Origin of the sequence: Leptolyngbya sp. AN10 (assembly GCF_050565645.1) — a bacterium.
GTDB lineage: Bacteria > Cyanobacteriota > Cyanobacteriia > Leptolyngbyales > Leptolyngbyaceae > Leptolyngbya.
In genome coordinates, this window is sequence record NZ_JBNXVP010000027.1 from 56,098 (window position 1) to 82,045 (window position 25,948).

A 25,948-nucleotide genomic window follows, 5' to 3' on the forward strand; every position below is an offset into this window, starting at 1 on the left:
AATGTTTCATGCCAACGCTGGTGTAGCTCAGTTGGTAGAGCAGCTGATTTGTAATCAGCCGGTCGCAAGTTCGAGTCTTGTCACCAGCTTTCAATAAAATCAAGCATTTCACGCTCCCGGTAAGGCTTCTAGCCCTTGCCGGGAGCAGCTTTTTGGAAACCCCTCAAAAACACGATGGTTATTTTTGGGTGAGTTTAGGTGAGATTGTGACGCGGATTGTGATCCAGATTGTGATCCGGGTTGAGATCAGAAAAGTCATAAAAATTCAGTACTAGTGTCTTAACTGCCCCCTATGATTCTGAACGTCAACGCACTTCAGCAATTCGGAGGTCGTTCATGTACGCCAAAAATTCTCGACGAAAGGCAAAAGCGGGGTCAGTTCAAGTGAGCGATCGCCGTGGTTATCTGCGAATCATTTTTACGCATGGCGGGAAACGCCATTTCATGGCGACAGGCTTGCCGAATACCCCACTCAATCGCAAACTAGCCCAAGAGACAGCGTTTCAAATTCAGCGCGATATCGAGTACGGCGAGTTTGACCCCACTTATCAGAAGTACAAACCGCAGTCAGCGCTCACAACGGTTGAAGATGCTACGCCTTTACCCACGGCAATGCCAGCATTACCCGATCTCTGGTCACAGTATGTTGAGGTCAGAAAACCGGGTAAATCCCCCTCGACCGTCAGAATGTATGGTTGGGTTGCCAATCATTTAGAACGGTGTCCTCATAAATCGCCCAATGATGCCCAAGCGGTGTTTGATTGGTTATCGGGTCATGTCCCGGCTGAATCGACCCAACGTGTTCTTACTCAACTTTCGGCTTGCTGCAAGTGGGCGAGAAAATCAGGGTTGCTGGACTCGAATCCCTTTGATGGCATGGCAGCAGAAATCATCGTCAAAAAGACGGGCACAGAAGAGGAGGAAATCAATCCATTCACGAAAGAGGAGCGCGATCGCATCATTGCTGCCTTCAAAGAGAATCGCTACTACAAATACTATGCTCCACTGGTCGAGTTTCTGTTTTACACAGGCTGTAGACCTTCCGAAGCTGTCGCCTTGCAATGGAAGCATATTGGAACTGCCAACGTGACCTTTGAGCGAGCCTTAGTTTATGGCGGTCGGGCTGGGCTAGTGCTGAAAAAAGGACTGAAAACGCAGGAGCGCCGCAAGTTCCCAGTCAATGCTCAGCTTGCAGCAATTCTAAAGGCGATTCGACCATTCAAATGTGATCCAGAGGCTTTGGTCTTTCCGAGCCGACAAGGGAAGTTGATTGATTGGCACAACTTTACTAATCGAGCTTGGATGACTGTACTAAAGTCATTACCGGATATCGAATACCGCAATCCCTATCAAACCAAGCACACCTTTTGTAGTCTCTGTCGTGCAGCAGACATTCCCAGTATCCAGATTGCTAAATGGGTGGGAACTTCACCAGAAATGATCGATCGCGTTTACGCCAAACCGACCGATCACATTCAAGTACCTGAGCTTTAACGGATCAGTTAGGTTTGATAGGGTGCATCTGCCTATTCCTCAACTCCTTGCCAATTCGCAATTGCCATTTTGAAGAATTTAGGTGTCTGAGATCCTGATTTTCTCGTTAGGACTTAGGCTTGAAAGCTCAGTTTTTAGTACAAAAGCTTCAGAATAAAAACTGCCGCTATTTAGTACAGTAAAAACATAGCTAGAGAATTCATCGAATTTGCACGTACATATGACTAAGTTTCTTGAATTGATTCAAAGCTTTTTGATGCAATATTGATTCTTAAACTCGTTACAAGGCTAGGTATTCTTCAATAATTTCTACAATCATTGAAAATACTTCTTCTCGCTCATGGTAACTCATTGATGTTAGAGCTTTTGACGGAGAATTAGCAGCTTGAATCTCTGAAATATTTTTTGGCAATCTACAGGGACTAAGGATAATGGGGATTATGATTGTGCCCTTATCTTTAGCGGCGGCTAGTAATTGAGGTAACTCATTTTTAGCAATGAAATCTGACGCAAGAAAGTCTGCGCTGACAAGAAGCAAGGCAATCTTAGCAGAATCTAAAGCTTTCTCTATCTCATGCTTCCAATATGAACCAACTTTAATCTTCTTGTCGCTCCATAGATCAATGGCTCCATCTCTATCCAGAGGTCTCAGATGAGTGAGAATACGATCAAAAAAGTCTAATTTAGCTTCATCAGCGTGGCTGTAGCTTACAAAGACTTTATTACGAACTTCAGAACTAGCTTTATTAGCCATTTGTTGTAAGAATCCACTTTCAGAAAGTTGACGAAGATAGAAAGTTAGTTGAGGATCATCGATGATGAGCTTTGAGGGTTCTGGATGAAAACATATAAATCTGCTGATTTCAGGTGAGTCTCTATATAAATTGGGTAAATAATTAGACGCTATGAAATTATCGATTGCTTTTTCTAAACCAGAACTAGAATCCCTCAAACGCTGAAGTTCTAGAACACCATTATTACTAGTTGCTAATGCTTCTAAGATTGTCACAGAGGTAGAGTCAGTGCGTCCTCCTAGTAACAGGAATTTGCGAACTGATTCTTCAAATTTATCTGCCAGGTTTTCCATGATAGAGGAGATAACTTCATCCAAATCAGAGCTTATACTTCGGGGAACTGTTTGAGTCTGTTCAATTCCTGCTGACAAAGCAATCTCCTGACAGAGTAATTGAGCTAAATTTAGACTGCCATTAGCCTTAGCAATGATCTCTAATTTTTGAGAGAACACAATATTCAGGGCATCTTCACCCTTCTTAATCATGCTTTCAATTGTTTTGTCTTTCACCCTTCCTAGTTTGAATGGTTCAATTCTCATAGTGAGATCAAATCTAAGTTTAATCAGTCGATTTGCTGTTTCAGGAATTCCTAAAATTACTAAAGTCCTATTAGCAAGTTCATCATTGGGATCGCCCTTAGCATCAGCTAAGCGCTTAAGATAATCTGCTATCAAGAAGAGATCATTTGCTTTGAGATCATGTGAATCATCAATTACAGCAAGTCCTCGGTGCCATGTTTCTACAGTTCGGATTTTTTCAATGTGTTTTCGGGCACGCAGGTACTCAGGTTGTAGTGGAGAACTGATTTGCTCAAGAGCTTTTTGTAAAGCAGTTGTTTTTCCTATACCTGATGGACCTTCAAGAACAATTCCACCACCAGATTGTAGAGCGAGTTTAATCTTAGCAAAACGTTCAGGCTCAACAAATGTAATGGTTGGAATGCCCGAAGATATGAAAACTTGACTTAATTGATACACAGTAGAAACTGGAGAAATAATTGGTGAAACTTCAGGTTCTAGAAGTTTTTCTTCTTCAATCTTCTGCTGAAGAGATCGCTTTTCTCGTTGCAGAAATTCAGTTTGATTCTCTACTACATGGGACTTCGCCTCACTAGTTAACGAGTTTTGCTCCATTTTGGCTAGATTATTTTCTAAGTGTAATAGCGCTTCTTCTTCCATCTGAATCTGTCTTTTTAATTGAAACTCTATGGCGACACTTGTTTCGATAGCTAGAGCCTGACGCAGAGCCGCTAACTTTTCGACTCTCAAATTCCATTCAGCTTGTAGCCCCCCTCGTGAAGCCTCTAGCCGTTCTTTTCTAGGATCTTTTAGTCCTCTTCGGGGATTTCTTACTTGCAGGAGTGTCTCAATTGCTATCTGAATTCCACGCACCACATCAAAGAACGCTTCATCCTGATCTTTCCACTTTGTAATCGGTTTTGCATTCTTAGGCAGTGCCTGAAGTTTTGCAAACGGTGCATCTTGCCAAACTACAGGACGCAATATCACAGGGATCACATACGCCTCTCCTGATTCATGCCGCTGTAAAGCTTTCTCTATCTCAACACCCCAACAATAATCAGATGCTAAGAAATCCGAACTCACCATTAGGAGAATAATGTCCGCCGAATTTAATGAAGCATCAATCTCACGACTCCACTCACTTCCCGGCATAATCATGCGATCGTGCCACTCCGTAATTACACCTTGACGCCGCAAAATGCTCAGGTGCTTCACCAACTCATCTTTCAACTCCTCATCTCGATGCGAGTAAGAGAAGAAAACCTTAATCGGTTCCTCAGTCATAATTGATGCGTAAATTGTTCTACGTCAGTTTAGCGAAGAAAAAAGCGATGCAGGCAATCGTTTAAGTTAAATTAATGACTTTCAGTTGTTCAGAAGATAAAAGATGCTGCGATCACATGTCCTGATCCCCTCGACAGCCAGTAATTCTCATATAGATTTGCCATTTTTGAAGAACTAAGTGTCTAAAACCCTGATTTTCTCGTTAGCGACTTAGAATTGAAGCTCAGTTTTTAGTACAAAAGCTTTTAAGGTGAGGATTGCTGCTTAATTTCGGTCAGGGCATCGGAAACTTGTTCAGCATTAACAGGTGGAAGATGCAGTGTGAAGTATTCCTCTAAGCCCAACGAAGCATCAAGGTCATCGGGTGATTCCAGCATCACTTTAATTTGCCAGTCTCGATCCCAAAAGATGCGATCGGCAAGCTCATCAATCACAATGCGCCAGAGGTCGAGGTTGTCAGAGCGATCGTCAAAATTATCTAGCTCCTCGTTCGGTCCAAATTCCTCACTGCCTGCTTGCCATGCTGGAAGAAGATATTCCTCGAATGCTTTCCAAATTAAGCGACGATAGTAATATTTGATTTCTTCATCTTCCTGATCAGACCACACTTCCTGACTCATCATGATTTCGTCTCCAACCCGCAGCTTTAGGAAAGCAAATGGGTAATAAGCAGCAGCCTCGGTAACATTTGTGAGTGGTGGAGCTTCAATCTCTGGATTAAGCAAGGCTGTCAGACAGGTATGAAGTAAAACAATTTTCTGAGTAGTACGAGCGGTGTCAAAGATGCGATCGCCCGTTTTAACTTCTACCTCATCGAAGTCCAGGCTTTCTTGAAGGTATTCAACTGAATGCTGTACCGCAGTTAAATAAATTTCTGCTTCGATGCCTTGCAGGACACGCTCTCCCAAGTTGGTACGCCACACCATAAAACCCAGTGCCTCAGTCTTTTGTTCCAAGATCTTCACGCATAAAGGTATTGCACCCTGAATGAATTCAGATTTTTTTAGGTTGAAAGCTAATGAACTTGGATCACAGAACAAGGCTCTCAGCATTACTGAGGGTAGGATTGGAGCGCTGCTTCAAGTTGCTTGATTCCTTGTTGTCGTTTCCGCTTCCCTGCTGGTGTCGAATCCAACGCACTGGTCTGAGTTTGAAAATCAGGCGAAACCGCTTGATGAAACGGCACTGACAAATAAGCTAGCCCAGAGGGAATTGCTGACCACTCCATTTCCCCATCTTCTGTCAACCTGCCAATCTCGTACTGAGAAACCAATAAGTTGTGATCTTCAAGATGGGTTAATCGAGCCAATGCTGCACTGTGATCCAGGTCTAGATAAGCTGCAATGCTCTCAAACGGAATTGCGATTACATCTTCATCAATTTCCTCTCCACAGTCGATGTATCGCAACACGTCCAATTCTTGGGATTGGATAAACCGCAACACGATCTGGGTTGTCACGTCTGATTGAACTTCCCGTTGAATACGACTTCCAGTGCGATATCTAGGTGGCGGGACAAGATTTGCCGCTTCCAATCGGCTCAACCACGGCTCTGGAATTGGCAGTCCTTCATCCACCCAGCGCAGCGTTGTCTCTGGCATATCCAAGCGCACAATTCCTACTCGTGGGCGATCGCTCAGGTTATCCTGCTCACGACAGAGCACCAATGCATGGGTTTCGTCGCGGATCAAAATTTCTGCTGCGATCGTCACCCAAGGTTCCGTCGCGACCTCATCAGAAGGCTCAGGGTTTCCAGCGGCAAATAGGAAAGACTGCACCGATTCAGGGTGCATCAAACAATCCATCACGGAAGGATAGTTGCCATCGCAAGCCAGTGCCCAGTAATTTGAGGGACACGGGAAAATCAGGGGTGAGTTTGAGTCATTTGGCATAGTTTGACGATTGTGAATCTGCAATCACACCTCCATAATATTGCCTTTAGTTTGACCTTGTAGCGACTTGGTTGGTCAGGAACTGCAATCCATAGACCATCAGTTTTGCCACACGATAGCTCGGTTGCGATCGCGTGAGTTGTGCAGATTTGAGGAGAAGACATTGCTCAAACCACTTGCTCTCAGTAATATAGGTATCAAATTTTATATTTTTGATCTTGGCAACCTGAAATTAGAACGGTTAGTCTAGGGGCGTTTGTTTCGAGGCTGCCCCGTGATCCCGATCGATTTCACCGTGCTGATTCAAGCCATTACTGGTATCGTCAATCCTACTACGATGCTGCGGAACAAATTAGAGCGAAACGAAACCGTGATTCGGCTGCTGAAGCAGTTCAATCTCAGTCCGGATAGCCCTCCTGCGGATTTCAGTGGGGTCTATGCCTACACGCTGATTGAGTATGGGGTTGGGAAACCCAAAGCCGTATTGGAACTGTTTCGTCAGCCCGAAATTCGTCAAGCTTTGCAAGCTGCTTGGGGACAAGATAATTTCTCAATTCTGCTGCAAGTAGGAGAGGGTTTCCTCGAAGGGGCTGCATTGGGTCATGAACTACGGGCATTAGGGATTGATGCACGGCAGGAGTTCTATCAGTTTGCGACGGTGTTTATTGCGATCGCGAAACGCACCCGCACTCCAGCAGATATTCTGACAACACAACAACTCAACTCACTTCATCGTCAGATTGCCCAAGTGCAGGATCGCTTAGAACGATTGCCGACGATCGAAGGTATCCGCACCGAAATGGCAAGGCTCACAGCACAACCCTCTCTTGCCCTTCCTGGAGGGATGGTATCTGAGCAATGTCGTGCGTTCGCTCTGGCTCAACAGATGCGTGGCTGGTTTGAAACGTTGGACTACCGCTTCGAGCCATATGAGCAGTGGCAAGCGGACAGCTTCGAGTGGATTATCAATATTCCAGTCAGACGAGGGAGGTACGATCGCATTCTCGTTCAAGGCATCGAAGGCGAAGCAGAATTACGCGATTTGCTGTTTTAAGTCTTAAAAGAGACAGGATACAACGTCTAAAACTCGGTGTGAATTGTCGAACGTGACTGATTTAACCTGATGTTCTGCGTAACAGGGGACAGATTGGGCTTTTGATTAGCGTGAAGCTCAATTTTGATTCTTTGCGCTATGTCAAAAGCTCATCAGGAATATTTGCATTTGCTAGAAAGCATTCGCTGGAACGGAAAGCCTCAATGTCCGTATTGTGGTTCAACCAATGCAGCAGCTTTTAAGTCAGAACAAAGGTATCACTGTAACGATTGTTTTACATCGTATAGCGTTACAGTGGGCACTCTGTTTCATCAGACCCATGTAGATTTACAGAAATGGTTTCATGCCCTTAAATTAGTGATGAACTCATCTAGAGTAATTAGTGTTCGCCGACTTGCTCAAGAAATTGGAGTGAGTAAAAATACGGCTTCTTCTATGATTGCTCGGATTCGTAAAGCTATGAAGGAGGAGTCAGAACTACTGCAAGAATTGGTGCGATCTCTAGATTGATTTGATCTACTTTTCTAAAGTTTTTCTCTTCCTACCGAATTGAAGACGGAAGTTAAATTATGGCTTTTTCAAGGGTGCGGTTTCGTCGTTTCTTCTGCATAAATGAAGACCAAGCAGTTTGGATTGTATTGATTCTTATTTGGGGATCTGCTACTGGAACACTACTACTATCTAAAGCTTTTCCCGATTCTAGCTTTACGGCTACAGCAATAATCTTTGCACTTTTTGGCGCGCCTCTGTCTTTTGACATGGTGAATGCTCTAGTTAAAGGTGCAATAGAACGAGCAAAAGACGAAGGCATTCAGAAGTATAAAACTACTCAAACTTCAGAGGGCATTCTTGAACAGCAAGACACAGAGTACTATGCAGTAATTCTGCCTGCTCATCGGAACTATAGTTCTGCTCGCCTATCAATCCGAGATGAATCACTGCTTGAACAAATCAAGAATGAGGCTCTTGCAAGTGATGAAGTTGTACGAAGGTTGGGTGACGAAGACGAACTTTTAGTAGGTCTTGCTAATTGGGCTTGTCGCAAAGAACTAGGCATGGACACAGCTTCGAGGGAAGAAATTCGAGCCAACCAAGATCTAGAAAGATTTCGGAAAGACGTATTTATGTACCTCAAGGCGTGGTTGATGCTGAGTATAAAGTATCGTCGAGAGATGCGAGTGGAGGACATCAAACAGCGATATCCTAATGAAGCTGAACCGAATAAGTATGCTTACCTCAGAGTGCTTCGTTACATTCGGGATTATCTAATCGATCATTCAGAAATTTCTGGGCGCTTGGAAGAAAAGCATCGCGAAAGAGGTAAGCAACTTCTCAAAGACTATTTGACCAAGTTAATACAAAGGTTAGAAAAGCTTGCCTAATAGAGCTATTACGCATCTCGCTAATAGTGTGACAGATCAGATTGGTTGGAGTTAGTACGAATTACGGAATCTTTCAGAGATGTCGATTTCTTCATCTGTGATTGGCATCTCTAAAGCTTCCAGCTTCTGGAGGAGGGTTTCATATTCAATCAGTTGGGCAGCTTCTTCCACTTCAGGATCTTGCAATGCTTCAGCAATCCTATTCTTTGCTTCCTCCACATTTTCTTGAGTTGTTGAATCAGCATTGTTCCAGGCTAAGGGTGACATAAGTTCCTCCAGAACGATATAAGCCTGCACCAAAATGCGTTTGATTTCTGACCATTCTGATTCGTTCATCGATCGCTCCTCGTATAACAACAATGCGCGATCGAATTCTACGTATCTAATTGGGAACAATCTATACCGCAATCTGGGACAAATTCAGTATACTTGCTCTATCGTATATATGTACTATAAAGCTTGTCAAGTAAGTTTTGGAGCAGATTTTTTGGGGACAATTGGCAGTCTTGTACTGCATCTATAGTTTTGACAAAAGTAAAGATGCACTTTTCCGATGCTGTCTGCTCGAATGATGAGCGAGATCGACAATCAACCCTAACTTACAGCATCTGCAAAGGCTGCGATCGCACAGGCGGCAGAAACACTTGATCCAACCCATCCAAATCATCCTGACTCAGAGCAATATCCGACGCTGCATAGTTTTCTTGAATACGATCGAACCGACTCAATTTCGGAGTCACAACCACGTTTTCTTGATGTAGAAGCTATGCGATCGCAAAGTAAGCAGTTATCCGATTGCGTCATACTGCGATCGCGCTTCATTCAGGTCGAACAATACACTCTTCCCCCAAATATGCTGTAGACAAATCAATTGCCCAATCATACTGACGGTGATAATTCCAAACAATGACAGACGGATGAATATTTTCAGAGATTTGCTGCCCTAGATGGAAGCCCAAAGAAACGGGTCCTGCATAGAAAAGATGAATTCGTTGTCCAGGCGGAAGCTTCTGAGCAATCAAATCAAGTGTTCGTCGGAAAATTTGTCCATATTCTCTCACCTGAGCTTCACTTCGGACAATACTGCGTTCTGGATTAGATAACGTTAGATCGATTTCAATTGCTCCTTCTGGGGCAACGATGGCTGCTTGTGAGGCGGAGATAGAATAACTGACAGATACACGCAAAATAACATCCTTTGCCTGCCAGACCTGTTGATTAGGTATGCCATAGCTCTCTAATCGAGGAAAGGGCTGAGTAGGATCACCCCATGCCCAAGATGAGGAATCCGTATTGGGAAGGAATTCAAATAAGCGTACAGAGATACGATCGCTGACTAAGTGCCCCATTAAAATCAGCAACGGAATGTGTACCAGTCCGTGAAATACTAATTCTGCTTCGTTTGACCGAGCGATCGCGCCTAATAATACTCCCGCCGGATTAATCAACTGTTGAACCGCTTGTTCTGGATTTGTGAATACTCCTCCCTGGACAAAGCGGGTGAAGTCAAGGGAGATAAACTGGCGCTCCCTTTGTTGAAGTGATTCATCAAACCCAGTTAAAATTTCGTCCGGCGCGATCGCGCGCAAAGATTGGGCGCACAATATTAGCAGAGGCTTGGAGACTTGACGTTGCAGCGAGGAAATTTGAGTGGAAGAGACAGTACTAATCAAAATTTGCTCAATCTTAAGCAACTCACTCTCTAAGTGTTCTATGCCTTCCTCTTCCTTCTGAATCTGTTTCTCTAACTGAAACTGCCTATCGGCACTGGTTTCAAGAATAAGGGCTTGGCGCAATTTCGCTAACTTTTCGTTTCTTGTTTCCCATTCTGAGTGCAGATGGGCATGTTTTGTCTCTAAGCGTTGTCTCTTAACACCTTGTAACTCATCAGCAATATGTTGGTTTGCTGAGGTAGCCCTGTTAGAGATTTTTTCATTAAGCACTTGATTAGAGTGAACATTTTCTAAAGGTGGGACAGGGCAGCTACGCAACCATCCAACCGTAAATGATGCCGCAGCATTTGCTGCGTATTCATGCCAATTATCATTCTTCTGAGGATCAGCAAAATCGCAGATGCCACGAATTTCTAGATACCCAGGAGATTTAGGGTATGTCCTAGCGGCTCGTGCTACCCCTGCCCCTTCCATCGCAACCGCAGCTAACTTAGGACAGGCTCTTACTAGCTTTGAAATCGTTTCTTCATCGGCAATGACTTTTTCACCACTGGCGATCGGAGCAAAATGTACTGAAGGAATTTGCTGTTCGCCTGATTCACCAGGACGGATTGCATCAATCAATCTATGCCATTCGGAAATTTCATAGGTATAGGTGCGACCATACAACAATCGATCACTTGGAAATTGTTCCGACCGTAACTGCTCACCTTCAGGCGTTAATTTAGCTTGCTCATAATAAAAAGCATACTTGGCTACGACAACATCTCCTAGTTCGACTTGACCTCGCACACCTCCAGCGATGCCGACCATTAGGACATAATTCGGATGCCAACGATTGAGCAACTGCATTGTGGCACTAGCAGCTTCATCGTTGCCCATATCCAGCAGAAGTAGAACTACGATCGTATATCTCTGGCTTGAGCCTGGGATATCGAGGTGTCCCAAGTAATAGGAAAGCGGATCATAGTCATCTTGAACCAGTTGAGAACTGTCAAGCCGTTTCAAAACTGCATCTCTTTCTACTTTGAGTGCTGTGACGATTGCAAAGTCAACATTTTGCATAGCGATTCGATCTTAGAGGTTTTGCTGTACGATTGCCGATGGCATTCCCATGTTTGGAGCGATTCTATCCCTACAATGATAAAAAATAGTGTACTGCCACTGAAAATATCTGAACAGAGATGCTTTTGCCAGTCTGCAAGATCAGCTGGCGAGGGTGTCGGAACTGCTTCTGGGTGAGTATGCCATTCGCCCAAGTAATGAGTCGTTCCAAGGGACGCTTGCCATACGTTATCCAGGATCTGTTGATGTTGCTCCTGATTTCGGAAGAAACTGAATCTTGTTCTACGATCCTTTGACATTGGGGTTGTGACATCATCGATAACCACATCTAAGCAATCGCGAATATATCGCCCCATTAAAACGCCACCCGCTTCTTTCCTCGACTCGCTTTTCTGACGATACCGCAGCATTTTGGTTAATGCCTTGAGACCAATCTCTAGCTTGCCGCCATCGGTTTTCTGGAAAATGAGGGGTTCCATGCTTGGTTTGCCCTGCACACTGGGCAATCATCGTTGACATAACTATACCGATTCTCATGCAACTGCTCCGTCGTTTGTTGGTAACGAGGTGAAAATTTGAAGCCAGCTTGAATGAAAGCATGAGAATCTCCTTTCCAAGAAGATAATGAATTTCCTGGCTCCTGGTTTAGCAGTCCAGAGATCGACAGCCGTACTGCGGTTGCTGCGGTTGTTTGAGCGTCCATTGCGCTAAATGGCATATAAGATCGCCCACACCCTAAGTCGTCCTTATCGAAGGACTGCCCATGTGCCGCGAAAGCAGAACGGTTATGTAGAGGATAATCTGGATCAGAGGCATCATTAAATAAACACTTTAGGCAGCCTGCTTGCCCGGTTTGAGTTAGCAATGCGTGTCCACCGATGCCATAGGGTTCTAGCCACGTAAAGGTAGCTAGTAAGGTCTTTTTCTGCTGATGGAAGTGCTGATTCAAATACAATTCAACGGTTGGATTGCCAATCGCAACCACTACCAGATCAAAATTGCACCAATCAACTAAGTTCTGTTGGATTGCCTCTTCGATCGACGATTGAATCGCGGAGATTGTTAGATATGGAATTTTTCGCTCTAAATCATACTTGATGGCGGTAACTTTGGGCTGCTCCAAGGCACTTCCGCCAAGGTAATGCCGATAAATATTCTCCCGGCTGAAAACTTCAGGATCAAGTAGAGTGAGATGTCGAATTCCTGCCTGAACTAGATTCTGAGCTACATAGCCACCCACTGCTCCACATCCAATCAGAAGAACGCGAAATGCTGTGAGATCAGGTTGTCCACCTCCGCGTGGGAGCAGATAATCTGAGTCATAACGTTCTATGGTGATCGGTTTGGGTAGGGACATTACGCCTGCCTGGATGCGACTTTGTTTCTGAAGAGTTGCAAAGTCGATCCCGATTAGCGTTCTGCCTCCACTTGGACGAGGCACACCCAAAATGATAAAGTCCTGAGATTTGCGCCTAAGTCGAGCAAAGATTTTTCGATTTTTCTGAGACAGATTGCTCGAAATAAATCGATTGATATCTTTTGGCTGCCACAGCGCTTTAGAACGAGGCGGAATCATAAAACTGCCTTGCTTCAAGGGAACGTACAGCGCAGAACGCCGACTCATCCAGCGCAAAGCTCTTTCTTTTCGATTGAAGAAAGCCTCTACAGCCTCTATGGAATCTGCGATGAGTTGGTCGCTTCCTTTGTTGCTGTAAATGTAAACTCGGCGGGGTTTGTCATTTGGGGTTAGAAATCCTGGGAGCGTCTGCTGTGCAATCTTTTCCCAGTACACAGGCAATTCATCCATGAAATCCAGATGATTCTCGCCACTAATGCCAGCTTCAAGAACCGCGATCGCTTTCTCGACAGCATCGACTAAAATCCCTACGGGATCGGCAGCATTTAGGAGCAAACCTTCAGGTTGGATGTAGCATATATACCCATCCTCCTCCAAGTGGGGAATCATTCCAAATGCATCTGGCGGCATTAGGTAGATGATGGGGAGCGATCGCGGAAACGAAGCTTGAATCCCGACGCATAGCTCGACAGTTTTACCAGCAAGATCGATCTTGCCAGCGATTGCGGCAATCACGTCACGCTTTTCAAGAAACGGATGCTCTTGAGGAAAAAGCTGGCGAGGGTTTTGCAAACCATTATTGTGCGCGAGACTCGCCAGCGTGAAATTAAGAGAAGAGAGTGAGGACATTTAGGCAGAAGAACCTGAAGAAACAATTGCAGGAGAACGTTGTTGACCTGTTGAAGAGCGGCTGGGGACTGGAAAATCTTCACCGAATTGACCTTGCATTACCTTGCAAGCCTCCACCGGATCAGCTTTCTCCTGAGCCTGCTGAAGAGTTGCTAATAGGACAACCAGTTTTTCCCGAAATTTAGTCATCTGATCATCCGTCATTTTCTCGAAGAGATCGCAGAATGGCGCGATCGGAAGTTTAACCTCCAAACGGTAGAACTGCTTTCCGTCAACGTACTTCAGATAAAAATGATTGATCATCGCTTGGACAAAGCACCGCAGCGATTCGAGATCGTTATACTTTTTCTGATTGCTGAAGCTGTCCAGTCTCCACTTGGGCACAAACCAGTAGTAGGCAGCGATCGTGATTCCAATTCCGATCGGTGCTGCGTTACCGTCAGCACTAAATTTCAAGTCTCTCCACCGCTTGAGATAGCGGATATTACAACGAAATTGGAGATCCTCCTCGCTGTCTGAGAATCGCCCCTTGATTAGCTGCATTAAGCCTTGGGGATCTGACTCCTCCCAGTAGCGATACTCTGTTGAGGAATTCTGCTTGCCCTTTGCCAAATAGTGCTTGCCATCAGGGTTACACTCTTTGTCTGAGTAGATGGCGAGATCGACATGGTAGATCGACTCCCCTTCTCTTTGGTAAAAGACGGTGACACACGATCTGCGAATCTCAACACGCGAGGTCAGGTTTTGCAGAGCCTGATAAATCCATCCTTTGACCTTTACGGGATCAGGATAATCATCCTTAGTGATTTTGAAGTAGATACCAACATCAATGTCGTAATCGCTATTAGTAGGCTTTACACCTGTACCCATTGCATAGCTCCCCTGATCAAACCAACTATATTGAGGAGGCTTCAGATTTTGTGCAGCAAAAATCTTCTTTAGTTCTGAATCGAGCCGATCCAGAATAATTTGGCGCTTTTCCCGGAGCGTTTCGTTCTCCTCAAAGCGCTTCAGTTTGATCGCATCATGAAATTGCCGCATTTGCGGTTGAATGTTCGCCATAATTTTGTAGAGACTGAGTAGCTTTACTTATTTTGCAGAGGTTGTAGCGTATCAAATTTCACGTTCCGTGAAACTTAAAGACATAATACACGCGATCAGAGAATGTGTGAAAAATTTTCTTTGATTTCACAATTTGTGAAATCAGGCTGTAAAAAAGCAAAGTTTTCCATTCTAACGAAAGAAGTTTTGCTTAGGTTTCAGGCTGTATTGCCAAGCTGCCAACAGCCTTCCCAAAAAACTACAGGCGCAACCGCTCCATTACAGGGTAAACTCTTGGGGTACGCACTGCGTTGGAGTGATGACGAGCGATCTATATCAGGCTATTGGAGAGCGAATTCGGCGAGCGAGAGAGAGTGTAGGAGTCTCTCAACTAGACTTGGCGAGGAAGATTGGATATTCTTCGTCTGCCACAATCTCACATTTTGAGTCTGGTGAGCGAAAAATCAGTATTGTAGATTTGCAGCAGATTGCCCAGATATTAGGATTGCCAACTGACTACTTCTTTCAGAATGAGTCGCAATTTCAAGAGTTAGGTGGTATACATTTACGTGCCCTTGCCGTCCGTCCTACTGCTAGGGAACCAGTTCTTGCCTTTTTAGTATTTGCTCAGAAGCACAGTCGGAAACTGGAGCAAATACCCCAAGGAATTGAAAAATTACGACCTAGCAGAGCCGCTGAAAGTATTTTGTCTTGTTTAAAGATTGAAGAACCTCCAGTTTCCCCACGGGATGTTGCGATAAAGCTAGGAGTTCCAGTTTTTGAGTGGGAGTTCCCGGATGAGATTTCTGGAATATTTGTCAGTTCTCAAGATCAGTTCTGTATTGGGGTCAATGAGGCGCATCCACGAGTGAGACAGCGATTTAGTACGGCTCATGAAATTGGTCATTTAGTCTTCGATCGCGCTCGTAATGTCTGTGTTGATTTTACACAACCATCAGCTACGGCAGATCTTGAAAAGCTGCAAGACGCGAAAGCAGAGGCAAGGGCAAACCAATTTGCAGCAGATCTTCTGATGCCTGCATCGTGGCTGAGACAGGATGCCAAAAAATATGGAACTGGCGATCTTGCCTTTCTTGCCAAACGATATGAGGTCAGTCAGCAAGCGCTTTGGTTTCGTCTACTGACTCTTAAATTAGTGACAGAGGTAGATCAATTAGAGTTGTTCTAAAACATTGCTCTATTGGGTTTTGGCTAAATTAGCATAGACCAGAATTTCAATTCCCAGAACAATCAGGAGAAGCAGTTCTACCAAACTGAGAATTCGTACAGCTAATCCAGGTTGAGGAACAAGTACCCAGAAGGTTCCTACTGCAACTATTCCAGAAACCACAAATGCAATTTCATCGATAACGAGTTGTTCAATTTTCCGGCGTTTGCGTTGCTCGTCAATTCTATGGACGATTTCCCATCCAAACAGTGACTCCGAATCAGGATAACCTGTCTTTTCTTTTACTTTCTCAGCTAACGTCACACGAATGTAGCGCCCAATAGCAGTGATTTTCTCATCGTTGACCACATAAGTCCAACCGAGAATGACACAGACCCAGGGGATGATCAGCAAGGCAGCAAAGTTCGATGGATTACTAAGTGCGAATGATACAACAGCGACGAATACGCCTAATGTGACATAAAGCAAATTGTCGCGAAAGCCAATGCGCTGCGCCTGCTCAGTTTTGAGTTTGTCGTATTCCTTGAGAAAAACTTCCAAAATTGGGTCTTTATCGCTCATAAGCTGTCAAATTAATGGATAGGGACTCTCGATTCTGTCTTGTCTTAAGGATAGGAAAGTAAGTTGAGTTCTTGAATGAAACGAAAATCGCGCTGGTTTTTGCTGAGTAGAGGAATCTGGTTCTCGATCGCGGTTGCAGCGATGAGAGCATCAGATATCAGTAAGCCGTGGCTGAGGTAGTAATTTTGAAGTAGCTCGGTTGCGCGATCGCTAATTGTACTGGTGATTGTAAGAGTCTGAAACTGGGCGAGGAAGCGGTTCAATGTGTTTAGTTCAGCTTTATTGCGACAGCCAATGATTAGTTCCATGACGGTGACAGTAGAAACTGCTAGAACTGCATTCTGGCTTTCTGCGGTCAGTCTTGCTTTCGCGATCGCATCATTGTTGGCAACATCGATCAGAATGTCAGTATCAATCAAGATTTGGGTCATCTTAGCTACGCCACTGTTGTTGTCGAACTTGTCTGACCCACGCGGTGCTGTCTTGCATCTCAGGTCGATCGCTCCACATGCCAACAAAGGATTCGTTGTCTAAGTTCAGAGGTTGAGGATGTGTGGTGGAAGAGGCTTGGTAACGGTGTTTGAGGAAGGATACGAAATCGATCACAAGTTGTTGAGCATCTTCCGGCAAGGTGGCAATGTCTTCTCTCAGTTGTTCAAATTCAGGCATTGAATTGTCCTCCAAGTAACGCTTTTGACTGCTCAAGTGATTCGCTAATCAACGATTTGTAGTTTGTAGAAAGGTCGGGGTCTGCATCAATACATCCAACCAGCCCAAGGTCTTGAAAGATGTCCAAGGCTGTCTTTTGTGGAGGCTGAAGTTGTTGATAATACTGCTCGATCGCGGTTTTGAGGACAGTTTCTGTGTCTTGTCCTGTCTGTTGCTGAATGTAAGTTAGTTTGTTTGCAGCATCGTCGTCGAGTTGGGTGATAATTTGCATGGTTTTGTCCTCTGTGTGTTGAAATAGCTTGAACCTAGCGTGGGGGATGGGCAACTCGTGGATCGGCAGGAGGCGAATCGAGCAGGGTTTGTTTCTCGATTTCTCAGGAAGGTAAAATTGTAAAACTTTGGCAGTGCTTTGGTCTAAAAAGCCTGAAGTCCCGTTGATCGATCGTGAGAATCGTTTTGATATTTAATCGTTCTGCGATCGCCATGACACTGGCATCAACAAAATCGACTTTGCTATCTGCATACTGAGTTAGGATTTCACCAATTCTGGAAATGTCTTCTGAAATCAGTTCTGTCAAGATAAAACGACTTGCAGGTAATCCTTGTAGAAAGGCTACGACGACCTGAATTCCTGCATCTCGTCCCAGTAAATAAGCGATTTCTACCAGAGCGGTTTGAGGAAGCAGAATTTGGGTGTACCGAGTATAGACTGCTCTAACTTCGGTGTGTCTTGTATCTGCCAGATTGGTGAGGGCAACCACAAATCCGGTATCCGCTATGACTGTTTCCATGTCCATCCACTAGGCTGATCGATTTCTTCTTGAAGGATTTCTTCTGAACGGGTGGCAAGATCAGAAGAGCCTGAGAATAGCCCAATTAGGGGGTCTTCTGCGATCGTAGGAGGCTGCTGTTCAGCCGAGTCAACGGATTGATAAACGAGGACAATATCGATTTCTTGATTGGCAAGCTGTTCGGGAAGTTGGAGTTGAAGGTTGCCGTCGGCTCCGACTCGCGATCGCACTCGAATGGTTTGCATGAGAGTTCTCCTTTTTCTTGAATTTTACGATCGCTCGCCTGGATGCGCCGCGCTGGGATGAGCAGGAGGCGGATCGAGCAGGGTTTGGTACGATCGCTGTTCTTTCATTGCCTCAGCCATTGCATCGTAGATTTCGAGGATTTGATCTTTGGTACGGTAGTGACCGTAAGCTTTTTCGTCTTTGCGTTTGACGATCGGGAAGGTTTCCATGATGTAATCTACGTCGTCGCGCTGGATGCCGTAGAGGTGGAAGTAGGCGGCATCAAGTTCGCAGCGGAGGAGGAAGCGGCGGTTTTCGTCCCAACGGAAGGGCGCACCGTCGTAGCCGCAGTCTTGGGCGAAGGGTTGGAGATCCCAGGCGGTGTAAGTGAGTTCGAGAACGCGAGGTAGGAGCCAGTTTTGTAAGGCTATATTGCTAAACCAGACGCACTGTTGGTTGTAAGTGGCTGGTGCAATTACAGGTAGTTGCTTAAAAGTGAAAGGGGTAAAGCTGACTCCACCAAGTTTTTGACGCGCCACAAAATCACATATAAAACTTGCTAGACACGAAACCAGTAGGGGAGCGAAAAGCTCATACTGTCTACCTACAATAATTGTTGGTATTTTATGCCCCAGTCCTACTCGTGGAAATATACCAGGAATTAAAGTTCGCTCATCAGTACTCCTTGCTACTTCTCTCCATCCAATTAACCATTTACGAGTCCATTGATTTCTTAGCTGTTTCTCAATTTCTAAATCAGGAATCCAATACCTCGGATAAGGTAATGTCCAAGGTGACATATGCTCTTCTGAACTTAAATCTTTTGCTTGTCCTTGCTGAAATTTTGCATCGCTATTTATAACTACTCCAGCCGCCCGATGATCATAGAAGTGAAACATTTTACCTTCATAAAGCGGTAAGTACTTTTGGTCTTCCAAAGTAAATACATTGTTTTCTAGTTGCCAGCCTTCTTTTTCTAAAATTTCCTTTGTTCTAAAAAGATTAGAATCACCTGTCATATTGAAAAGCCCAGGCTTAGTCAGAATTTCCCATCTATTTCCATCAGAAATATCATCACGAATTAAAACGGGAATACGACGATATATTGCTTTAGTTATCTCGGCATCTCTTGTAGAGCGGAAAATGGGACAAGTGAAAGTATTTGGATTAAGTAAAGCGATGTCATCAGGACTGAGAGTAAAACTCCTTTCCTTATCATTTATGTTTTCTATCTGATAAGCAAAAAAGATGAATTTTGAATCAGCTTGTATTCGACAATTAGAAAAAGTCAAAAGGCAAAACTTGTAGCTACGATGAACTCCAAGAAAGATTTCATCACGGTTCTCAAAATCATAGAGGCTGGCTAGACTTTGAGACTGAGTTAGAGCTTGAAAGAAATATTTTGTACTATCATCCGTAGCAATTCCAGAGGGAACGATACAACCAACTCTTCCAAGCCGATTAAGAACTAACCGCATTGTCTCGGCAAAAAGAGCATAGTCATTAATTCTTCCTCTTCCTGTCAAAATGAATCGCCTGGACTGTTGCACGAAATATCTAGTTCCATCTACTTTTCGACGTGCGACAGTGAAAGCCTTGTAGAGAGATGGATCTTCTTGCTCTAACTTCTGAATCATTCGCTTTCTGGTGTTGCCTGTAGCTGCATGAGCTATATCCGAACGAGATGTCGAGAAAAACTCCTGTTCTCGAAATTGCATCTGATCCCAAGGTGGATTTCCCAAAACTATATCAAACCCACCATTCCATCCGGTTTGCTCATTCTCTGGCTCTCCATTCTGATCAACCCGAAACACATCAGGAAACACTAAATGCCAGTGAAAAAACTCGTACTGTTCCGTCAACCGCATTACTTCATCACGCATCCACTTCTCAACACTGTGCGGATTGCGCTCAATTCTGCGAAATACCTCATCGGTGATCGGATAGGGAAACTCCTGCGTCTTCTTCCACACAAACGCCGCACACCAAGCATCCGCCCAAAAACGACTAAACAAATATGGCGTAGACTTCACCAGCGACTCATACTGCTCCTGCTTGCGCTGAATTCCCTCGATCGAATCATCCGCAATCTGATCCAAACTCACCAAACTCGTCGCTAAATCGCCCAGCCGCTGCCACGGTTCAAAGTTTGCATCGAATAGCTTTAACTGCCCCGATCGCTCTTCCTTATTCAGCTTCTTGTACTTACTGCAATACGCTTTGTCATCACCCTCGATCGCAGTAAACGCCTCATCCGGAATCCCTTTCCGCAACAGCGCAGGCGTAGCCCCTAACAGACTATTTCCACACTGAATATGATGCTCCAAAAACGAGAGCGGTTTGCCCGGTTCCAACGACTCCATCCACAGCGCCACCTTACACAACTCCACCGCCATCGGATTCACATCCACGCCATAAATACAGCGCCCAATCACATCCCGCAAAGCCTTCTGAGTTGCTTCCGGTGACGGCTCCTCTTCTCCCGTGCGAATCCCAGCTAACCGCTTCGCCATGCGATGCGCTGCTGCAATCAAAAAATGTCCACTACCACACGCCGGATCGCAAACCTTCAAATTTAGAATGGCTGCCTCTGGATCTGCCTGCTGCACTGCCTCATCTACCACTGGATCTAACGCCGAATCCAGCAAACATTGAACTAAACTTTCTGGCGTGTAATAGCTACCCGTTGTCTTCCGCTCATTGCCCGCCGCCGTCGTTAGCCCAAACGTTCCCGCACTCACATTCAGTTCCGGATGCAACTCCAGCAACGCCTCATAAACACTGCCCAACTCCTCCGATCGTAGATTCTTGTAATCCACCGGACGACGACCATGCTTATCCGTAATAAACGCCAATGCCCGAATCGCCGCCAGCAAATCCGTATTCGCAAGCTGACAAGACACCACATCCGCCACAAACGCCTCTGACCACAATAGACTCCCCAACGCAGGCAGCCCCAACTCCCGACAGCCCTCACTGCTTCCCAACTTCTCCATCACCAGCCGCAACCCAAAGAAGAGATCCGCATGGCGCGTTCCCCGCCGCTTTTCTGCCAGCGATCGCAGTCGAACCGTCGAATAATAGAGCGTATAACGTTCCCGCGCTGCCAAATCCGCCTTCGGATCAAGCAAAAATCCCCGATCTTCCGCCACAAACAGAAACAGCAACCGATAAACCAATCGCAACAGTTGCCGATAGTAGTCCTGGGTCGAGAGCGCTCCCGACTGAAGCTGCTGCCGCAATTCCCGGTTTGCAACATGAGACAGAAACCCCTGACCCAAAGCTGCGATCGCAACTTCCACCCCACGCCGCAACTGATCCAGCGCACGAGTTCCCTGCTCCTGTGCCGTTTTCGACCATTTTTCCAGCCAACACTGCTCCGGCTTCTCCGCTTCCACCCTCGACTGGTGACACAACAGCCACAGCAACACGAAGTCCGAATAGACTTCGCCCAGCATCATCGCTTCCAGGTCAAACTCCACATAAGCCTGCCGCGTCAAGCTGACGTTATCCCGCAAAATTCGCAACTGCCGCCCATTCGAGAGCAACGCCCACAAATGCCCCTGCGATCGATTGAGCAATTCCTGCACGAGACTATGAGGACTACTCCGCGCTGCCCCTGCGACCCCTGCCGTCCGTCGATCCAAATCCACCCGCCACCCCACCAAATGGATCGGCGTATGCAGCCAACCATGAGAAATCGGATATCCTCGGCTCTCAACCTCAAGCGCTTTAGCCGCCGTTAGCCGACCATATCCCAGTTCCTGAAATAAAGGGAGTAAGAAGCGATCGCGGGTCACACTCGTCCCTGGATCATTTGGCGGCAATTTCTCCAACGCCATCTTGAAGCTAGCCCATGCCCCTCGCAACCGAGTCCACGATCGATTGATCGCCTCATTCAGTTTTTCGCCTTCCAACAAATGGTAAGACGTGGGTGAGAGTCCCTCCAGATCCTTACTGCCCTCTACAATTCGCTGCAACAAATCTGCCGGAAGAATCGCTCCTTCAGTCCGAACCGTGGTGAAAACATTTTTGCTGCGAATCGTCATACTAATGAACCAGGGGGCAGTGGGCAGGAAGTCTAGTAATTTAAGTTACCAGTGGATGAGCCAAACGGACATCAGCGGGAACTGGATCAAGCACCGTTTGGTAAGGCTGACCCGTTCGGATGGCTGCCGCGATCGCATCATAGACGCTAAGAATCGTGTCTTGGGTTCGGTAGCGGCTGTATTTTTGTTCATCCTTGCGCTTGATGATAGCAAACGTATCCATGACAAACGCTACATCATCTCGCTGAAGCTGATAGAGATGAAAATAAGCTGCGTCCAACTCACATCGCAGCAAAAACCGCCGCTCTTCATCCCATTGGAACGGCGCACCCTCATAACCACAATCTTTGGCAAACGCCTGCAAATCCCATGCAGTGTAGGTTAATTCCAGCACACGAGCAAGAATCCAATCCCTGAGAATCATCGTCCTATCCCACTCACATTTTTGCTGATAGGTAGAAGGAACTAGCATCGGTAACTGGCGCAAAATGTAGTCCGATAAATGATTGCCAGGAGTTCCCTGACGGCAAATGAAGTCAAAGCAAAAACTGTTCCAATTTGCCAGCAAGCAAAATAGGCTAGATGGCGGATGCTCTGAGAAGAGAACCGTTCGGATGCTGGCTAAAACCGCCGATTTTGGAATAACGCAGGCGATCATGGTGCGAGAATTCGTCGCGCTGGTGACATCCTTGTATCCTAGAAACCACTGGTAAGGGTAATTCGCTGGAATGCGGCGCTCGGTTTCCGCCTGAGATGCCCAGTAACGCGACTTTCCTAAAAATTCAGGGTTCTGACGTTCTGCGTCCGTAATCTCAATGCTCACTCCTGTCCGAAAGGTATTTTTATCGGTCGTAGCGGCAGAACATTCTCGGTGATTGAATAACCCAATCATTCTGGCTTCATAAGCCCTCAGCAGTTGAGTTTCACCAACCATCTCCGATTGATGTAAGCAGTCTCCATCCAGAGTTTGGTCAAATAGCCCCTGCACAACTTTGATGTTCCACGAGTCATCACCAGAAACGTTGGAGTGCCCTAAAACAGGAACTTGAGTGTAGATTTGTTTCGCGATCGCAAATTCCTGTCGTGTTCTAAAGATCGGGCAAGTCTTGGTGTGGGGATTGAGGAGAGCAATATCTGCGATCGTCAGATTAATATGACGCTCTTCTAAATCCAAATCCTCAATCCGATGAGCAAAGAAGACGAAATCTCCTTTGCTGGTCGGGCGATCGCTGCCGGATAAAGTCACTAAAGCGAACCGCATCCGAGAATCGATATCTGGAAATAGCGTCCGTTCTCGATTCTCAAAATCGTAGAAGCTGACCAACGACCCTAAGTTCATTAAGTCCTGAAAGAAAAACTTAGTTGTGTCAGTTGTCGCAAGTGCAGAAGGAACAATACAGCCCATCAGACCCTTTGAACTAAGTAAAAGCCGATTCGTTTCAGCAAAGACTGCATAGGTATTGATGTCGCCTTTTCCGCAAAGTGGAAATCGCCCAGACTGATGCAGAAAATGACTCTCGCCCTCAGCCTGTCGGCAACTCTCCATAAACTGAGCATACAGATAAGGGTCTTCAGCCTGAAGCGCCTGGATTTTGCGCTTTCGTTCACTTGCGGTTACAGCGTTAGAAATATCAGGACGATAGGCAGAAAACCATGCCCGCTCTTGGAGTGTAATGCGTTCCCAAGGAGTATTACCCAGTTCTACATCAAAGCCACCGACCCAGCCCATTTGATTGTTTTCAACTTCCTCCTCATGCTTCGGCACTTGAAATATATGGGCAAAAGCGACATGCCAATGAAAGAACTGATATTGCTCCCGCAAACGCTCCACTTCCTGCCCCATCCACTCTGGCGCATTGTAGGGATTCTGCTTAATTTTCTGAAAGATTTCGTCGGTAATTGCATAGTCAAATTCTTCGGTCTTCTTCCAGACGAACGCTGCACACCAAGCATCTGATCGAAAACGGCTAAAACGGTATTCCGATGACTCCAGAAGCGTTTGATATCTCTGCTGTTTGAGGCGAACTTGTGCGATCGAGTCATCTGGAATCTGATCCAACTCCTTCATCGCTGCCGCAATATCCTCCAACTGCTGCCAGGGATGCTGCTCTGGCGCGTAAACACGAATGTCTTCTAACCAACCCCAAGGCTTAGACGATGGATCAACCAAGGTCAACTGACCCTGCGATCGCTCCTTTTTGTTCTGCTTCTTGTACTTGGAGCAGATTGCCTTGTCGTCTCCTTTGATAGGATTGAATGCCACGTCCGGAATGGGTTGTGCCATCAAAGCGGGTGTCGCTCCGATCAACGAATTGCCCCACTGGATATGATGCTCTAGGAAAGGCAACGGTTTTCCCGGCTCCATCGCCTCCATCCACAACGCCACCTTACACAACTCCACCGCCATCCGATTCACATCTACCCCGTAGATGCAGCGCCCAATCACCTGTCGTAAAGCAGTCCGAATTGCTTCCGGTGCAGGCTCTTCCTCACCTGTCCGAATCGCAGCTAATCGTTTTGCCATTCGATGAGCCGCAGCAGTCAGAAAATGTCCACTTCCGCAGGCAGTATCACAAACTTTGAGGTTCAAGATAGCCGCTTCTGGATTGCTTTGGCGGCAGGCTTCCTCTAGCACTGGATTGAGAGCAGAATCGAGTAAACACTGAACTAAATTTTCTGGGGTGTAGTAGCAGCCTGTTGTCTTGCGGTGATTTCCTGCAACGGCTTTCAGTGCAAAGGTTCCAGAATTAGAGTTGATCTCTGGATGTAATTCCAGCAGCGATTCGTAAATACTGCCCAACTCTCGTGATCGCAGGTTCTTGTAATCCACAGGTCGTCGCCCGTGCTGATCCGTGATGAAGGCAAGCGATCGCACGGCATCTAACAAGGCAGAATTCGCGATCTGGCATGACTCAAGCGCCGCGATTGCTTCCTCCGACCACAGAAAGCTTCCCAAAGCAGGAAGTCCCAACTCAGGACATCCCTGTCCACCTAAACTTTTCACGACCACCCGCAAACTATGAAAGAGGTCGCTGTGACGTGTTCCACGCATTCGATCTGCCAGCGATCGCAGCCTCGTGGTGGAGTAATACTTGATATATCGCTCTTTCGTAGCTAGAGAAGCAGTCGGATCAAGAAGGGCATCTCTATCCTCTACAACAAACAGAAATAGTAGCCGATAGACCAACCGCCGCAGTTGATGGTAATAGTTTTGGACAGTTAACTCACCTGTCTGCAACAATTGCCTCAACTCTCGGTTGTAAGGATGAGATAGAAACCCTTGACCCAATGCAGTAATTGCAGCTTCTACCCCGTCCCGAAGCTGTTCTAATGCGCGAGTTCCCTGCTCTTGGGCTGTTTGCGACCACCGCTCCAGCCAGCATTGCTTGGGCACTTCAGACTCAACCCTTGATTGGTGGCAGAGCAGCCATAGCACCACAAAATCGGCATACACTTCCCCTGACATCATTGCTTCTAGATCAAACTCTACAAACGATTGACGGGTCAGGCTGATGTTGTCTCGAAGAGTTCGCAGCTTACGACCATTGCAGACAAACGCCCACAAATAAGCATCGGATCGATTCAGAAATTCCTGTACTAAACTATGAGGGCTACTTCGTGCCGCCCCCATTGCTCCCGCAGTCCGTTTGTCCAGATTCACACCCCATCCCACCAGATGAATAGGTGTATGTTGATAGCGATGAGAAATTGGATAGTTCTTCCCTTCGATTTCAACTGCCCTCGTCACCGCAAGCCGCCCATATCCAAGTTCTTGAAACAGTGGAAGTAGAAAGCGATCGCGGGTAACACTGGTTCCCAAATCATGCTCAGGCAATTTCTTTAATGCAGCCTGAAAACTCACCCATGCTCCCCGTAGGCGATTCCAGGAGCGATTGATCGCTTCATTGAGTTTCTCTCCTTCCAACAAGTGGTAAGAGGTAGGGCTGAGTCCATCTAAATTTTTATCTCCAATCACAATTCGCTGAAGCAAATCCCCCGGAAGCATTGCTCCTTCCGTGCGGACTGTGGTAAAAATGCTAGCGCCCCGTAGTTTCATCT

At 46.0% G+C, this 25,948-nt stretch carries 23 protein-coding genes and 1 tRNA gene; 6 read left to right on the forward strand and 18 right to left on the reverse strand.

Annotated features, from left to right (window positions below; genetic code table 11):
* The first annotated feature begins 16 nt into the window (after positions 1 to 16).
* Together ACQ4M5_RS29045 and ACQ4M5_RS29050 are read left to right on the forward strand one after the other, a co-directional pair.
* Positions 17 to 89: transfer RNA gene (locus tag ACQ4M5_RS29045), tRNA-Thr, on the forward strand.
* 247 nt (positions 90 to 336) lie between these two features.
* On the forward strand, positions 337 to 1,494 hold the full coding sequence (locus ACQ4M5_RS29050; RefSeq protein WP_430679265.1) for an Arm DNA-binding domain-containing protein: 1,158 nt from the start codon (positions 337 to 339) through the stop codon (positions 1,492 to 1,494).
* 280 nt (positions 1,495 to 1,774) lie between these two features.
* On the opposite strand, the gene ACQ4M5_RS29055 is transcribed toward ACQ4M5_RS29050, so the two are convergent.
* From ACQ4M5_RS29055 to ACQ4M5_RS29065, 3 genes are all read right to left on the reverse strand, one after another.
* Entirely contained in the window at positions 1,775 to 4,093 is a 2,319-nt protein-coding gene (locus tag ACQ4M5_RS29055) for a TIR domain-containing protein (protein WP_430679266.1), read from the reverse strand.
* Positions 4,094 to 4,338: 245 nt separating this feature from the next.
* On the reverse strand, positions 4,339 to 5,019 hold the full coding sequence (locus ACQ4M5_RS29060; protein ID WP_430679268.1) for a hypothetical protein: 681 nt from the start codon (positions 5,017 to 5,019) through the stop codon (positions 4,339 to 4,341).
* A 125-nt stretch (positions 5,020 to 5,144) separates the two neighbouring features.
* The gene (locus tag ACQ4M5_RS29065) at positions 5,145 to 5,984 is read right to left on the reverse strand and encodes a hypothetical protein (RefSeq protein ID WP_430679269.1); all 840 of its coding nucleotides are present in this window, start codon (positions 5,982 to 5,984) and stop codon (positions 5,145 to 5,147) included.
* Between the two features lie 274 nt (positions 5,985 to 6,258).
* Here ACQ4M5_RS29065 and ACQ4M5_RS29070 point away from each other — a divergent pair, with 274 nt between their 5' ends.
* Both ACQ4M5_RS29070 and ACQ4M5_RS29075 read left to right on the forward strand, forming a co-directional pair.
* Positions 6,259 to 7,038, forward strand: coding sequence for a hypothetical protein (locus ACQ4M5_RS29070; RefSeq protein WP_430679270.1), 780 nt, complete (start codon positions 6,259 to 6,261; stop codon positions 7,036 to 7,038).
* A gap of 138 nt (positions 7,039 to 7,176) precedes the next feature.
* Complete coding sequence (locus ACQ4M5_RS29075; RefSeq protein WP_430679271.1) at positions 7,177 to 7,548, forward strand: transposase; 372 nt, start codon at positions 7,177 to 7,179, stop codon at positions 7,546 to 7,548.
* 52 nt (positions 7,549 to 7,600) lie between these two features.
* On the opposite strand, the gene ACQ4M5_RS29080 is transcribed toward ACQ4M5_RS29075, so the two are convergent.
* A complete protein-coding gene (locus ACQ4M5_RS29080) occupies positions 7,601 to 7,798 on the reverse strand; it encodes a hypothetical protein (protein WP_430679272.1) in 198 nt (65 codons plus the stop codon).
* Here ACQ4M5_RS29080 and ACQ4M5_RS29085 point away from each other — a divergent pair.
* Positions 7,797 to 8,420, forward strand: coding sequence for a hypothetical protein (locus ACQ4M5_RS29085; protein ID WP_430679273.1), 624 nt, complete (start codon positions 7,797 to 7,799; stop codon positions 8,418 to 8,420). The genes ACQ4M5_RS29080 and ACQ4M5_RS29085 overlap by 2 nt on opposite strands.
* A 51-nt stretch (positions 8,421 to 8,471) precedes the next feature.
* On the opposite strand, the gene ACQ4M5_RS29090 is transcribed toward ACQ4M5_RS29085, so the two are convergent.
* From ACQ4M5_RS29090 to ACQ4M5_RS29115, 6 genes are all read right to left on the reverse strand, one after another.
* Positions 8,472 to 8,756 carry a hypothetical protein gene (locus tag ACQ4M5_RS29090; protein ID WP_430679274.1) on the reverse strand — a complete coding sequence of 95 codons (285 nt, stop codon included), beginning with the start codon at positions 8,754 to 8,756 and terminating at the stop codon, positions 8,472 to 8,474.
* A gap of 263 nt (positions 8,757 to 9,019) precedes the next feature.
* Positions 9,020 to 9,160: a hypothetical protein gene (locus tag ACQ4M5_RS29095; RefSeq protein ID WP_430679275.1), complete on the reverse strand. Its 141-nt coding sequence runs from the start codon at positions 9,158 to 9,160 to the stop codon at positions 9,020 to 9,022.
* Between the two features lie 78 nt (positions 9,161 to 9,238).
* The gene (locus tag ACQ4M5_RS29100) at positions 9,239 to 11,158 is read right to left on the reverse strand and encodes an SAVED domain-containing protein (RefSeq protein WP_430679276.1); all 1,920 of its coding nucleotides are present in this window, start codon (positions 11,156 to 11,158) and stop codon (positions 9,239 to 9,241) included.
* Entirely contained in the window at positions 11,116 to 11,637 is a 522-nt protein-coding gene (locus ACQ4M5_RS29105; protein ID WP_430679277.1) for a Mov34/MPN/PAD-1 family protein, read from the reverse strand. Before ACQ4M5_RS29105 ends, ACQ4M5_RS29100 begins: the two co-directional genes overlap by 43 nt.
* Complete coding sequence (locus ACQ4M5_RS29110; protein ID WP_430679278.1) at positions 11,595 to 13,364, reverse strand: ThiF family adenylyltransferase; 1,770 nt, start codon at positions 13,362 to 13,364, stop codon at positions 11,595 to 11,597. Before ACQ4M5_RS29110 ends, ACQ4M5_RS29105 begins: the two co-directional genes overlap by 43 nt.
* Positions 13,365 to 14,426, reverse strand: coding sequence for a cyclic GMP-AMP synthase DncV-like nucleotidyltransferase (locus tag ACQ4M5_RS29115; protein WP_430679279.1), 1,062 nt, complete (start codon positions 14,424 to 14,426; stop codon positions 13,365 to 13,367).
* Between the two features lie 298 nt (positions 14,427 to 14,724).
* Here ACQ4M5_RS29115 and ACQ4M5_RS29120 point away from each other — a divergent pair, with 298 nt between their 5' ends.
* Positions 14,725 to 15,594, forward strand: coding sequence for a helix-turn-helix domain-containing protein (locus tag ACQ4M5_RS29120; protein WP_430679280.1), 870 nt, complete (start codon positions 14,725 to 14,727; stop codon positions 15,592 to 15,594).
* 9 nt (positions 15,595 to 15,603) lie between these two features.
* Here ACQ4M5_RS29120 and ACQ4M5_RS29125 read toward each other — a convergent pair whose 3' ends face one another.
* The 8 genes from ACQ4M5_RS29125 to ACQ4M5_RS29160 all read right to left on the reverse strand — a co-directional run bounded on the left by ACQ4M5_RS29125 (position 15,604) and on the right by ACQ4M5_RS29160 (position 25,946).
* Positions 15,604 to 16,155, reverse strand: a complete 552-nt coding sequence (locus tag ACQ4M5_RS29125) for a hypothetical protein (protein ID WP_430679281.1) — start codon at positions 16,153 to 16,155, stop codon at positions 15,604 to 15,606.
* A 44-nt stretch (positions 16,156 to 16,199) separates the two neighbouring features.
* Positions 16,200 to 16,586, reverse strand: coding sequence for a type II toxin-antitoxin system VapC family toxin (locus tag ACQ4M5_RS29130; RefSeq protein ID WP_430679282.1), 387 nt, complete (start codon positions 16,584 to 16,586; stop codon positions 16,200 to 16,202).
* A 1-nt stretch (position 16,587) separates the two neighbouring features.
* Positions 16,588 to 16,824: a DUF2281 domain-containing protein gene (locus ACQ4M5_RS29135; protein ID WP_430679283.1), complete on the reverse strand. Its 237-nt coding sequence runs from the start codon at positions 16,822 to 16,824 to the stop codon at positions 16,588 to 16,590.
* The gene (locus tag ACQ4M5_RS29140; RefSeq protein WP_430679284.1) at positions 16,817 to 17,095 is read right to left on the reverse strand and encodes a hypothetical protein; all 279 of its coding nucleotides are present in this window, start codon (positions 17,093 to 17,095) and stop codon (positions 16,817 to 16,819) included. Before ACQ4M5_RS29140 ends, ACQ4M5_RS29135 begins: the two co-directional genes overlap by 8 nt.
* 103 nt (positions 17,096 to 17,198) lie before the next feature.
* Positions 17,199 to 17,615 (reverse strand): type II toxin-antitoxin system VapC family toxin, encoded by a 417-nt coding sequence (locus ACQ4M5_RS29145; protein WP_430679285.1) that lies wholly within the window; start codon positions 17,613 to 17,615, stop codon positions 17,199 to 17,201.
* Positions 17,600 to 17,860, reverse strand: a complete 261-nt coding sequence (locus tag ACQ4M5_RS29150; RefSeq protein WP_430679286.1) for a hypothetical protein — start codon at positions 17,858 to 17,860, stop codon at positions 17,600 to 17,602. Before ACQ4M5_RS29150 ends, ACQ4M5_RS29145 begins: the two co-directional genes overlap by 16 nt.
* A gap of 24 nt (positions 17,861 to 17,884) precedes the next feature.
* Positions 17,885 to 21,889: an Eco57I restriction-modification methylase domain-containing protein gene (locus tag ACQ4M5_RS29155; RefSeq protein ID WP_430679287.1), complete on the reverse strand. Its 4,005-nt coding sequence runs from the start codon at positions 21,887 to 21,889 to the stop codon at positions 17,885 to 17,887.
* Between the two features lie 40 nt (positions 21,890 to 21,929).
* Positions 21,930 to 25,946, reverse strand: coding sequence for an Eco57I restriction-modification methylase domain-containing protein (locus ACQ4M5_RS29160; protein ID WP_430679288.1), 4,017 nt, complete (start codon positions 25,944 to 25,946; stop codon positions 21,930 to 21,932).
* Between the last annotated feature and the right edge of the window lie 2 nt (positions 25,947 to 25,948).